This window comes from Paenibacillus foliorum, from assembly GCF_013141765.1.
Taxonomy (GTDB): Bacteria; Bacillota; Bacilli; order Paenibacillales; family NBRC-103111; genus Paenibacillus_S; species Paenibacillus_S foliorum.
This window is the reverse complement of the sequence record NZ_WHOD01000105.1, coordinates 23597-35762: the sequence shown is the minus strand read 5'-3', so window position 1 is coordinate 35762 and position 12166 is coordinate 23597. Positions and strand designations below refer to the sequence as shown.

13 protein-coding genes are annotated in these 12166 nt (G+C 43.0%); 10 read left to right on the top strand and 3 right to left on the bottom strand.

What is annotated here, in order from left to right; all coding sequences use genetic code 11:
* The first annotated feature begins 74 nt into the window (after positions 1–74).
* A complete protein-coding gene (locus tag GC093_RS27885) occupies positions 75–485 on the top strand; it encodes a MerR family transcriptional regulator (protein ID WP_171655203.1) in 411 nt (136 codons plus the stop codon).
* A gap of 84 nt (positions 486–569) precedes the next feature.
* A complete protein-coding gene (gene glnA / locus GC093_RS27880; protein WP_171655202.1) occupies positions 570–1907 on the top strand; it encodes a type I glutamate--ammonia ligase in 1338 nt (445 codons plus the stop codon).
* 227 nt (positions 1908–2134) lie between these two features.
* Here glnA and lexA read toward each other — a convergent pair whose 3' ends face one another.
* Positions 2135–2758, bottom strand: coding sequence for a transcriptional repressor LexA (gene lexA / locus GC093_RS27875; RefSeq protein WP_171655201.1), 624 nt, complete (start codon positions 2756–2758; stop codon positions 2135–2137).
* Between the two features lie 146 nt (positions 2759–2904).
* On the opposite strand from lexA, the gene GC093_RS36175 reads away from it, so the two are divergent.
* The 4 genes from GC093_RS36175 to GC093_RS27855 all read left to right on the top strand — a co-directional run bounded on the left by GC093_RS36175 (position 2905) and on the right by GC093_RS27855 (position 5063).
* A complete protein-coding gene (locus tag GC093_RS36175) occupies positions 2905–3270 on the top strand; it encodes a LysM peptidoglycan-binding domain-containing protein (RefSeq protein ID WP_246315513.1) in 366 nt (121 codons plus the stop codon).
* 124 nt (positions 3271–3394) lie between these two features.
* Entirely contained in the window at positions 3395–3592 is a 198-nt protein-coding gene (locus GC093_RS27865) for a DUF896 domain-containing protein (protein ID WP_171655200.1), read from the top strand.
* A gap of 107 nt (positions 3593–3699) precedes the next feature.
* Positions 3700–4209, top strand: coding sequence for a hypothetical protein (locus GC093_RS27860; RefSeq protein WP_171655199.1), 510 nt, complete (start codon positions 3700–3702; stop codon positions 4207–4209).
* A gap of 56 nt (positions 4210–4265) precedes the next feature.
* Positions 4266–5063 (top strand): HAD family hydrolase, encoded by a 798-nt coding sequence (locus tag GC093_RS27855; RefSeq protein ID WP_171655198.1) that lies wholly within the window; start codon positions 4266–4268, stop codon positions 5061–5063.
* An 86-nt stretch (positions 5064–5149) separates the two neighbouring features.
* Here GC093_RS27855 and mtnD read toward each other — a convergent pair whose 3' ends face one another.
* The gene (gene mtnD / locus GC093_RS27850; RefSeq protein WP_171655197.1) at positions 5150–5692 is read right to left on the bottom strand and encodes an acireductone dioxygenase; all 543 of its coding nucleotides are present in this window, start codon (positions 5690–5692) and stop codon (positions 5150–5152) included.
* Between the two features lie 271 nt (positions 5693–5963).
* Between mtnD and metH the strand changes: the two genes are divergently transcribed.
* Complete coding sequence (gene metH / locus GC093_RS27845; protein ID WP_171655196.1) at positions 5964–9407, top strand: methionine synthase; 3444 nt, start codon at positions 5964–5966, stop codon at positions 9405–9407.
* Between the two features lie 87 nt (positions 9408–9494).
* Positions 9495–10433: a ribonuclease Z gene (rnz, locus tag GC093_RS27840; RefSeq protein ID WP_171655195.1), complete on the top strand. Its 939-nt coding sequence runs from the start codon at positions 9495–9497 to the stop codon at positions 10431–10433.
* A 98-nt stretch (positions 10434–10531) separates the two neighbouring features.
* Here rnz and tlp read toward each other — a convergent pair whose 3' ends face one another.
* Entirely contained in the window at positions 10532–10759 is a 228-nt protein-coding gene (gene tlp / locus GC093_RS27835) for a small acid-soluble spore protein Tlp (RefSeq protein WP_171655194.1), read from the bottom strand.
* A gap of 191 nt (positions 10760–10950) precedes the next feature.
* Here tlp and GC093_RS27830 point away from each other — a divergent pair, with 191 nt between their 5' ends.
* Entirely contained in the window at positions 10951–11307 is a 357-nt protein-coding gene (locus tag GC093_RS27830; protein WP_171655193.1) for a CidA/LrgA family protein, read from the top strand.
* Positions 11294–11986: an LrgB family protein gene (locus tag GC093_RS27825; protein WP_171655192.1), complete on the top strand. Its 693-nt coding sequence runs from the start codon at positions 11294–11296 to the stop codon at positions 11984–11986. The genes GC093_RS27830 and GC093_RS27825 overlap by 14 nt, the downstream gene beginning before the upstream one ends.
* Positions 11987–12166 lie beyond the last annotated feature (180 nt).

Below are 12166 nucleotides of genomic sequence, written 5' to 3'. Positions count from 1 at the left end.
CCTAACACACCTTGACATGTTTATGTAGGAGGGGTACAATGAAGGTAGTTTGTAGTCCACAGAGGTGATGGGTAGTGACGGATGATATTCGCCGTAATATGGCGCTTTTTCCAATCGGTATAGTAATGAAACTGACAGATTTAACCGCCAGACAAATCCGATATTATGAACAACATGAGCTAATTATCCCCGCAAGAACCGGAGGTAATCAACGACTGTATTCGTTTAACGATGTTGAGCGTCTGCTCGAGATCAAGGATTTGATTGAAAAAGGAGTTAATATCGCAGGCATTAAGCAAGTACTCCTGCCTGTTTCCAAAGACTCCGAGGAAGCTACCGTTCTAAGTGAGCAATCGGAAGTTAAACGTAGAGAATTGACGGATACTCAGTTGCATCGGATGTTGAAGCAGCAGCTGCTCGGCGGAGGCAAGCGAGGTCAGGTTTCACTGATTCAAGGCGAGCTTTCGAGGTTTTTTAAGAAGTAGGGTGTTCGGTTGTGCATGTTCGGGAGACGTAGTATTTCAGAACATGCGCTGTCAATTTTTCATATTTAAAGGAGGAGTTTCACAGTGACGGAAAAGAACTACAAAAAAGAGGATATTACGCGCATTGCGAAGGAAGAAAATGTGCGGTTTATTCGTCTGCAGTTTACTGACTTGCTCGGTACGATCAAGAATGTAGAAATTCCTGTAAGTCAGCTTGAAAAAGCGCTTGATAACAAAATGATGTTCGACGGTTCTTCAATCGAAGGATATGTTCGTATCGAAGAATCCGACATGTATTTATATCCTGATTTAAACACTTGGGTCGTATTTCCATGGGTTGCCGAAGACCGCATAGCCCGATTAATTTGTGATATTTATTTACCTGATGGCAGACCTTTCCCTGGAGATCCGCGCGGAATTCTTAAACAAGCATTGAAGGAAGCTGAAGAAATGGGCTTCACTGCAATGAACGTAGGTCCTGAACCGGAATTTTTCTTATTTAAAACCGATGAAAACGGCAATCCGTCCATGGAGCTTAATGACCAAGGCGGTTACTTTGACCTAGCACCAATGGATCTTGGCGAAAACTGTCGTCGTGAGATTGTGTTGACCTTGGAGGAAATGGGATTTGAAATCGAAGCATCCCATCATGAAGTAGCTCCTGGGCAGCATGAGATTGACTTCAAATATGAGAATGCAATAAAGGCCGCAGATCAGATCCAAACATTTAAGCTTGTGGTCAAAACAGTAGCCAGACAGCATGGATTGCACGCAACCTTCATGCCTAAGCCGTTGTTCGGTGTAAACGGTTCCGGTATGCATTGCCATCAATCGTTGTTTACAGGCAAAACAAACGCGTTCTATGATGAAAGCGACAAATTGGGACTAAGTTCAACTGCAAGATATTATATGGCAGGTATATTGCGTCATGCTAGAGCTTTTGCAGCTATTACGAATCCGACTGTCAATTCCTATAAGCGTTTGGTGCCAGGCTATGAGGCGCCTTGCTATGTGGCTTGGTCCGCTAGCAACCGCAGCCCGATGATTCGGATTCCTGCTTCTCGCGGCTTAAGCACGCGTGTTGAGGTCCGTAATCCGGATCCTGCTGCTAATCCATATTTGGCACTGGCTGTTATGTTGAAAGCTGGTTTGGATGGAATTAAGCATAAAATGCAGCTTCCTCCTCCAGTAGATCGTAACATTTATGTCATGACTGAAGATGAGCGTGAGGATCAAGGCATTCCGAGTCTTCCAGTCAACCTGAAAACAGCTATCGATGAAATGCTTCGTGACGATGTCATTTGCGATGCGCTGGGTGATCATGCTCTAGCTCATTTCGTTGAGCTGAAAGAAATTGAGTGGGATATCTACCGTACTCAAGTTCATGCATGGGAACGCGAACAGTATTTGACTCTTTACTAAGAGAAGTTAATAATTAATAGCCCCTCGACTATCACGGACCTTGGTTCGTGTGGTTGAGGGGCTTTTCTTTTTTTGGGGTGAGAGAGTGTTTGACTTCAAAAGTAAGAAGAATGTTTATTGAATTAGGGTAAATAAAAAATATAAGCCAAGAATCAGGTCTTGTGACCGCTTCTTGGCTTTATTTGTTTTCAGTCTTATACCCGTTAGAAAGGAAGCCTTCAATAGGTTTAATGGATATCTCGGAATACGCCTACAACTCGACCAAGAATCGTGACTTGGTCTAATAGGATCGGCTCCATAGTTACGTTCTCAGGCTGTAGACGGAAATGATCCTTTTCTTTGTAGAAGCGCTTAACAGTAGCTTCATCATCTTCTGTCATTGCAACCACGATATCTCCATTGTTAGCAGACTGCTGCTGTCTAACAATTACATAGTCGCCATTATGAATGCCCGCATCGATCATACTTTCGCCGACTACGCTAAGCATGAATACGTTGTAGTCACCTACATAATGGCTAGGAAGCGGGAAATAATCCTCGATGTTCTCTGTGGCTGTGATGGGAACACCTGCGGTTACGCGCCCGATTAACGGAACACGTGCTACAGAGAGAGCGAATTGTGTGCCTTCTGAAGAGGAGCCGTCGGTAATTTCGATCGCTCTTGGTTTCGTTGGGTCACGACGAATAAGTCCTTTTTTCTCTAGTCGCTCCAAATGTCCATGAACCGTGGAGCTGGAAGCAAGTCCAACTGCCTCTCCGATCTCACGCACGGATGGAGGGTAGCCCTTATCCTTGACTTCATTCTTAATAAAATCCAAAATCGCCAGTTGACGAATGGATAGTTTACTCATCTGAATCACTCCCGTATGGGTAATTATTGAAAAAAGTATAACATAGAACCGGAGTTCGTACAAACATAAGTTCGAAAATACGTTGACACAAACAAGTGTTCGTGTTAAATTAAAAACAAGAACAAACGTTTGGGAGTGATTTTATTATGTATATGAATGAACAATTATTTCATCGTTCTGCTGGTCCCACTAATTCTAAACATACTGCACATAGTGACAGTCGCAAAACGAAATTATCTAGATTCTTTATTTTGCTTGCTGCTGTTGTGCTTGTTTTAGTCTTCAGTTTATGTGCTCCCATGCTGGGTGGAGATCAGGATGCTCTTGCAGCGTCAAGCAGCAGTCATATAAAACAAACCTTTGAAATTGAAAAAGGGGATACTCTTTGGAAGATAGCGAATCAACACGCACCTAAAGGACAGGATGTCCGTGAATATATGTATGAGATTAAATTGTTAAATGGTTTGAAGTCGAATTTATTGCAAGAAGGTCAACTTCTTCAATTACCTTGACAGTCAATATTGAGCGGTCACTCTTGACAATCGAAACCTGTAATGTCAAAGTAGAGGTTGGTGTATTTATTGGATTTGTGAAATTGTATTAACGACATAGGCTATACATACTGGGAGGACTGGCATGAGTAGTGAATCAGAACACGAACAGGATATCAAGCGAATTAATGAACTAGCTCGTAAAGCTAAGTCAGTAGGGCTGACTGATGAAGAAATTGAAGAGCGCAATGTATTGCGTAAGCGGTATATTGAAGGATTCAAAAATTCACTCCGTAATCAACTGGATAACATAACACTGGTTGATAAAGAGGACAAGCAATAAGAACAATTAATCTTCTGATTAATTGTTCTTAAGCAGCACTCTGCTTTGGAGAATGAATAATTGTATCAATTGTAAGCCATTGAAAACATCCTTTGAGGAGAAATGCTATGTCACGTAAGTGGGAACGAATGGTCCAGAAAAACACGAAAATAACGAATAAGGGTAGAGCGAAGCAAGGCAAGCCACTGGTGAGCGAGGCTGTTTCAGACGGTACAATAACGATCAAGGGGCGCAATTGGCTTATGCCGCTTCTTTTTGTCTTTGTCGGCATATTTTGTTATGTTGCCTTCCGAAATACATACCAGGACGATAATCTCTATTGGATTACAGGCGGGAGTTACATATTGCTTGGATTATTTACTTTCTTAGTTAGACGCCCATTCATTAAAATCGGTAAAAACTTTTTGAGCACACGAAGGTTTACCGGAGATAAAAGAGTTGAGCCATCACAAATTCAGGAGATAGTGATTTCCAAGGATGCTGTGGTTATTTCGTTACAAGGTAAAGGCGGTAAATGGGTATTTACGCGGGTTTACCATCGAATTGATATCACAGAAGTATCAGAACGTTTGAAAGAGTTTGCAGAACAACATTCGGTAACTTTTAAAACAGAGTAGTACAAATATATAACAATAAGAATTTATAAGTTATTTGGGGAAAGAGGAACAACGTGATGACGATTCAAGCCGTATTATTTGATTTAGATGATACCCTGCTGTGGGATGATCGAAGTGTTAATGAATCTTTTCAAGCAACTTGTGAGGAAGCTGCTAAGCATGTGCAGGTTGAACCTAAAGCACTAGAAGAAGCAGTCAGAAAGGAAGCGCGTGCTCTTTATCAAACCTTTGAAACATTTCCTTTCACTCAACTGATTGGAATCAATCCTTTTGAAGGTCTCTGGGCTAATTTTACAGAGGGAGAGAACGAAAATTTCCGCAAGCTTGAACAGCTTGCTCCGGGATATCGTACCGAATCATGGACACGTGGATTGAAAGCGCTTGGAGTGGATAATCCAGAGCTTGGATACCGTTTGGGAGAATTGTTCCCAGCAGAACGCCGCAGCCGACCTATTGTTTATGATGAAACCTTTGAGGTTTTGAACCAGTTGAAGGGAAACTACAAGCTGCTTCTTTTAACAAATGGATCTCCGGATTTACAGAAAGAAAAGCTTGCTGGAGTGCCTGAGCTTGCAGCATATTTCGATCATATTGTTATTTCGGGAAATTTCGGTGTGGGTAAACCTGACGTTTCAATCTTCCAGCATGCAATGCAGCTATTGGACATTAACGCAGATGAGGGAGTTATGATCGGGGATAAGCTGACAACTGACATACTCGGGTCCAATCGTGTTGGAATGTCGAACATGTGGATCAATCGTCACGGTTTGAAGCGCGCTAGTGAAATTGTACCTGCACACGAAATTGTTAACCTCAGAGAGATACAAGGCATCATCGATATTATTTCTAAATAACTGCTTGCAAGAAGTTCAATTCTACAAATGTAGGATGAAAAACCCGCCAGTTCCTCTAAGAGGATCTGACGGGTTTTGATGTGTTTTTATGATTTTTGGAAGGAAGAGTCAGCATATGGATGTGCTATCCAGCCTTCTGTTTCGATAAAGAGACGTACTGCAACGATCTGACGGTTATCCATTAATGTAAAGAAGTGCGCCTTATGTTCAGGGACGGAGATTACATCACCAGCCTCAAGCTCTACGTCAAAGTAGCCTACATCATCTGTACCTTTAATAATAAAGATACCTTTCCCAGCTGTAATGGCGCGAACCTCATCTTCGGTGTGTGTGTGAACTTGCTCAAATTTTTTCAGCAACTCATCTAGATTAGGTGTTGCATCGGAGAGAGCAATAAGGTCCCAAGTTTTGTAGCCGCGTCGGCCTGCCAAGTCGTTGATTTCGGAATCAAACGTGGACAGGATTTGTGCTTTTTCCTCATCAGATAAAATGAATTTCTCTTGAAGCTCTTGCGGAAGCTTAGTGGCATCCCAATGCTCGTATAATACTTCTTGCTTATCCAAAAATGCCTTCACATTTTGTTCACCAGATATGCGATCGTTAGAATTGCGGATTCTAATTTCAGCCATGGTCATCCCTCTTTCATTATGATATTAATGCTCTAAGATGTATTATAGTGGAAGTAGAAGATTCTGTCGATATCGAAACTTGATAAATCCGATAGGGATCATTGCATTTACTTTGATTGTGATGTATTCTATCTTTTCATGACCATCGCTTTCTGTTACACTTAGATTTACATTATTCTTGAAAATTCACGTTATTCCTTTAAGATTCTCAAACTAAATTCAACATTTACAAGACAGTTGTCGGACGGATGTCATTGAAGGGAAGATAAGAATGAGTAAACCAACTTTACAAGAGCAATTAAAGAAAAAAATTATGATATTAGACGGTGCCATGGGTACAATGATCCAACAAGAGAATTTAACCGCTGAGGATTTTGGTGGCGATGATCTTGATGGATGCAACGAGTATTTGGCTATCACCCGTCCAGATGTCATTAAAAAAATACATGAGGCTTATTTCGAAGCTGGTGCAGATATTATTGAATCCAATACGTTCGGAGCATCTAGTGTTGTTTTGGCGGATTATGATTTGCAGGATCGGGCAAGAGAGATCAATCTTATTCTGGCTAAGCTGGCTGTAGATGCAGCTAAAAAATATAGTACTCCTGAATGGCCTCGATATGTAGCAGGAGCTATGGGACCAACAACCAAGACCTTATCCGTAACAGGGGGGGTCACTTTTGATGAACTAGTAGACAGCTATTACGAGCAGGCATTGGCGCTAATTGAGGGTGGAGTTGATGCTTTACTGCTGGAAACTTCTCAGGATGCATTGAATGTGAAAGCTGGGAGTATTGGTATCCGCAAAGCTTTCGACACATTAGGTTATAAGCTGCCGATTATGATCTCGGGTACGATTGAGCCGATGGGCACAACGTTAGCAGGTCAAAATATTGAGTCCTTCTACATCTCTATGGAGCATCTTGACCCCGTTACCTTTGGTCTGAACTGTGCTACAGGACCAGAATTCATGAGAGACCACATCCGGACTTTATCCGATTTGGCACAAACGGCTGTAAGCTGCTATCCAAATGCAGGGCTTCCGGATGAGAACGGTAAGTATCATGAATCTCCGGAATCACTTGCTAAGAAGCTGGCTGGGTTTGCTGAGCAAGGATGGCTTAACATGGCCGGTGGATGCTGTGGAACAACACCGGATCATATTCGTGCGATGGCTGAGGCATTGGCGCCTTATAAGCCGCGGCAGCATGCTGCTGCGCATCCTCCTGCGGTTTCTGGTATTGAAACGGTTTTTATTGAAGATGCAAACCGCCCGTATATGGTCGGTGAGAGAACGAACGTTCTAGGTTCTCGTAAATTCAAACGATTAATTGCCGAAGGCAAATATGAAGAGGCTTCTGAGATTGCAAGAGCACAAGTTAAAGGTGGAGCGGCTGTAGTCGACGTCTGCTTGCAGGATCCGGACCGCGATGAAGTCAGTGATATGATTAAGTTTCTAGAGCTAGTAGTTAAAAAGGTTAAGGTTCCTTTAATGTTAGATTCCACCGATACAAAGGTAATCGAACTGGGACTTAAATATTCACAAGGTAAAGCGATCATTAACTCCATCAATTTGGAGGACGGAGAAGAGAAGTTTGAAAGTGTTGTTCCTCTAATTCATCGTTATGGGGCAGCTGCCGTCGTTGGTACAATAGATGAGCGGGGCCAAGCAATTACTGCACAAGACAAGCTGGAGGTTGCACAGCGCTCACATGATCTTCTAGTGCACAAATACGGGATGAATCCTAAGGATATTATTTTTGATCCGTTGGTTTTCCCAGTTGGAACAGGTGACCAGCAATATATCGGTTCTGCCAAGGAAACGATAGAAGGTATTCGACTTATTAAACAGGCTATGCCGGACACACAGACCATACTTGGATTAAGCAACGTTTCCTTTGGGTTGCCGCCTGCAGGACGGGAAGTATTGAATGCTGTTTATTTGTACCATTGTACAAAAGCAGGTTTGGACTATGCGATTGTCAACACGGAAGCTTTGGAGAGATATGCTTCTATCCCAGAGGAAGAGCGCCGTCTATCTGAAGAGCTTATTTACAATACGAATGATGACACGCTTGCCGAGTTTGTTGCTCATTTCCGTGTCAAGAAGGTTGAGAAGAAAGAGAAAATCTCCAATCTATCCCTTGAAGAGCGGCTTGCATCTTATGTTGTAGAAGGGACGAAGGAAGGCTTAATTCCCGATCTGGATGAGGCGAGAGCCAAATATCACCCTCTTGAAATCATTAATGGACCTTTGATGAGAGGGATGGAAGAGGTAGGTCGCTTATTTAATAACAACGAGCTTATTGTCGCAGAGGTGCTTCAAAGTGCCGAGGTTATGAAAGCCTCCGTTTCACATCTGGAGCAATTTATGGAGAAGACGGAGAGCGCGGTTAAAGGGAAAATCATTCTTGCAACAGTAAAAGGCGATGTTCATGATATCGGGAAGAATCTGGTGGAGATCATCCTTTCCAATAATGGTTATAAAATCATCAACCTAGGCATTAAGGTTCCGCCTGAGCAGTTGATTGAAGCGTTCCGCCGAGAAAAAGCGGATGCAATCGGTTTGTCGGGGCTATTGGTTAAATCAGCTCAGCAAATGATCATCACAGCCCAGGATTTGAAGAATGCAGGCATTGATGTTCCCATTATGGTTGGGGGTGCGGCATTAACTCGTAAATTTACCAAGACACGTATTGCACCGGAATATGAGGGCATGGTGTTATATGCTAAGGATGCGATGGATGGCTTAGATATAGCCAATAAGCTTAGCGACCCTGTGCAGAGGCAGCAATTGATTAAGGAGTTGCGTGAAAGCAAGGAATCGGATGTAATGGAAGCTGGCAAAAAGGAAGAAACAATGCCAGTGTTGACACGTGTTAAAACATCGTCCATAGACAAAACGCTTCCTGTTCAGGTTCCGCCTGATCTGGAGCGCCGAGTTATCCGAGATTATCCGATCAGTCATATTATGCCTTATGTAAATATGCAAATGCTGTTGGGTCATCATCTAGGTTTAAAAGGAAAAGTGGATAAGCTTTTAGCGGAGAAGGATTCAAAAGCCGTTCAATTAAAGGAAACAGTGGACGATATCTTTGCTCAAGCGCAAAAAGAGGGAATTATTTGCGCTCATGGTATGTATCGGTTCTTCCCAGCGCAATCTTCGGGCAACGACGTGCTGGTATATGACCCTAATGACCCTTCCAAGCTGCTTCAAACATTCTCATTTCCACGTCAGGATAAAGAACCATTCTTATGTCTGGCAGATTTCTTGAAGTCTGTTGACAGTGGGGAAATGGATTACGTCGGATTCCTGGTGGTTACAGCTGGTCATGGAATCAACGAGAAGGCTAAAGAATGGCGTGATAATGGAGATTATCTGCGATCCCATGCGCTGCAGTCTTCTGCATTAGAAACAGCTGAGGCACTTGCGGAACGTGTTCATGAGATGATGCGTGATGTCTGGGGCTTCCCTGATCCGGCAGGCATGTCGATGCAGGAGCGCTTTGGCGCGAAATATCGTGGACAAAGATTCTCCTTCGGTTATCCAGCTTGTCCTAATTTAGACGATCAGCAGCAGCTGTTTGCCTTGTTAAATCCTGAAGATATCGGGGTAGAATTAACTGAAGGAAGTATGATGGAGCCGGAAGCATCTGTATCGGCTATAGTATTTGCACATCCGGAGGCCCGTTATTTTAATGTAGACAAAAGTTAGGCATGCTAATGCAGAGTGGAGTTGACATCGACTCCACTCTTTTCCCTATGTTTACATGAAGAAAGCATGAAACGGAGTAGATGAGGTTTGGAAATTTACTTTCTTGGTACAGGTGCTGGCATGCCTTCAAAAGATCGGAATGTTACATCGATCATCCTGAACCTGTTAGCTGAACGGAATACATATTGGATGTTCGATTGTGGAGAGGGGACGCAGCATCAGGCCTTGAGGTCCCCAATACGCATTGGTAAGCTGGAAAAACTGTTTATTACTCATCTGCATGGTGACCATATTTACGGAATACCTGGCTTGCTAACAAGCCGTTCTTACCAAGGTGGAGATACGCCGTTTACAGTTTATGGCCCGAAGGGGACCGAACAGTTTATATTGACTGCATTGAGCTTGAGTCAGGCTCATTTGTCTTATGAGCTTATCATTCAAGAGTTTGATGTATCGGAGGAAACAGTGCTGTTCGAGGATGAGCAATTTGTGGTCAGCCTTGCACCACTTATTCATCGGGTGGACAGCCACGGTTATCGAATCGTCGAAAAACCACAAAAAGGACGTCTGCTTGTGGAAAAGCTCAAGCAACTTGGAATCACCTCCGGTCCTTTGTTCGGTAAGCTCAAGCAGGGAGTCGACGTTACATTAGATGATGGCACTTCCTTGAATGCAAGGGAGTATATAGGCCCTTCTTATCCGGGACGCGTTGTAACCATCTTAGGAGACACTCAGCCGTGTGAGAATTCAAGCAAGCTAGCACGAGGTGCTAACGTATTGGTTCATGAGGCAACGTTCGCTGAGCAGAAGAAGCATCTGGCTGTAGAATACGATCACTCTACAGCTATGGACGCTGCACGTGCTGCTCAAGAAGCGGGAGTGGAAGCGTTGATTTTGACCCACATTAGCTCGCGCTATCAGAAGGATGAGGCTGAGCTATTAGTACAGGAAGCGAAACAAATTCATGATTGTACCTATTTGGCTAGGGATCATTGGAGCTACGAGGTGCCTAGGTCTAAAAGATAGCTCTATTCAACATTTTATAAGTTGAGTAGCTTCAAGTAGAAAGAATGAAACCCCATCCTTGGGATGGGGTTTCGTTTTCGTATGATTCTGATGCATGACTATTGATTTTGTTGATACTCAGATTCATCTTGAATTTCACTACGGAAGCCCTGCAAGCTTTGTTCGCGCCGCTGGTTCTTTTCTTGAATGGTTTGTTTTTCACTTGGGCTGATTTCGTCTGCATGTTCTGCTAAATAGGCTTCAGCCTCTTCTTGATTTTTAATGGTGTTGTTAATACTGTTTTGTAAATGTTCTACGTTGTCTTCGCGGTTATCAGGCTTTGCCATTGTGTTTTACACTCCTTATTATGAGTTAGTTGTATGCTAGCTGCACACCATGGTTACAATCCCACAATTGGATAACAAATATACACGGTAATTTGCGGTCGTCTAAAGGTCCGGTGTTGCGAATGAAAGACACTGAATTTCATATAATCTATAGCTTTGGTTTTCAAATGATTTCATTGGAGGGAAAGAGCTTGCTTGGTTTTTCAATAGTAACCGGTTTTTATTTGTTAGGGTTGCTTCTGCAGACGGCGTTGCACATTCCAATTCCGGCGAATGTCATTGGACTCATTTTATTCACTTTAAGCTTATTTTTGAAGCTGGTGAAGCTGGAATGGGTCGAGGATGCAGGACAATTTCTCATCAATCACATGCTGCTATTTTTCACTCCGTTTGTTGTAGGTACCCTAGTGTTTTTTCACTATATAGGTGAAAATTCGGTACAGCTGCTGGTCAGTCTTTTTGCGAGCACCTTTGGCGTTCTAATCCTGACAGGCTGGTCGGTTAAGCTTTTCAAGGGGAAGGAGAGCAGCCGTCATGAATCTTCATGATATTACGGAACAGCCGATATTCGGGCTGGCATTATCACTAATCAGCTATTCGCTGGCCCTTTATTTATACCGAAGATGGAAATGGCTTCATCCATTATTTGTAAGCTCTGGTCTTGTTATCGCTTTTTTGCTAACAACGAATATTCCTTATGAAGCCTACCGTAAGGGGGGAGATACCCTTATATTATTACTGGGTCCGGCTACGGTAGCATTAGGCATTCCTTTCTATAAAAATGCAAAACGTATACGTTCTAGTCTCCTTTCAATTGTGGGGGGCGTTACGGTGGGCTCTGCAAGTGCGCTGCTGCTATCCGCTGCTTTAGTATGGAGTTTGGGCGGGTCGAAGGAATTGATGGTGACTATGATGCCCAAGTCTGTAACCTCACCTATTGCTTTGGAGATTTCACGTCAAGCAGGAGGGCTACCAGAGCTTACTGCTGTATTGACGGTTTTGACTGGTTTGATTGGAAGTATGTTTGGACCTGCCCTGCTAAGGCTCTGTGGTGTCCGTGATGACATTTCAATAGGGACTGCTATTGGTACGGCGGCGCATGGGATTGGAACTGCACGTGTAATCAAAGATTCAGAGCTTCAGGGCAGTGTAGGGGGCTTTGCAATGGGGGCTGCAGCTATTATAACCTCATTTTTATTTATTCCATTGTATATTTGGCTTCGATAAGTCATTCAGGTAAACGAAATGTTTTAAAGTGAAAACTCAAAAACATGAAAAGAGCCCATTGCGGCTCTTTTTTTCATTGTGTAAGACCTGTGCCCTTAAGATATTTTGGGGCAAGGCTATGGTCAAGCCATCTTAAATCTTACAAAACCTTAACAACACGAAAATGCCGGATTAATAATC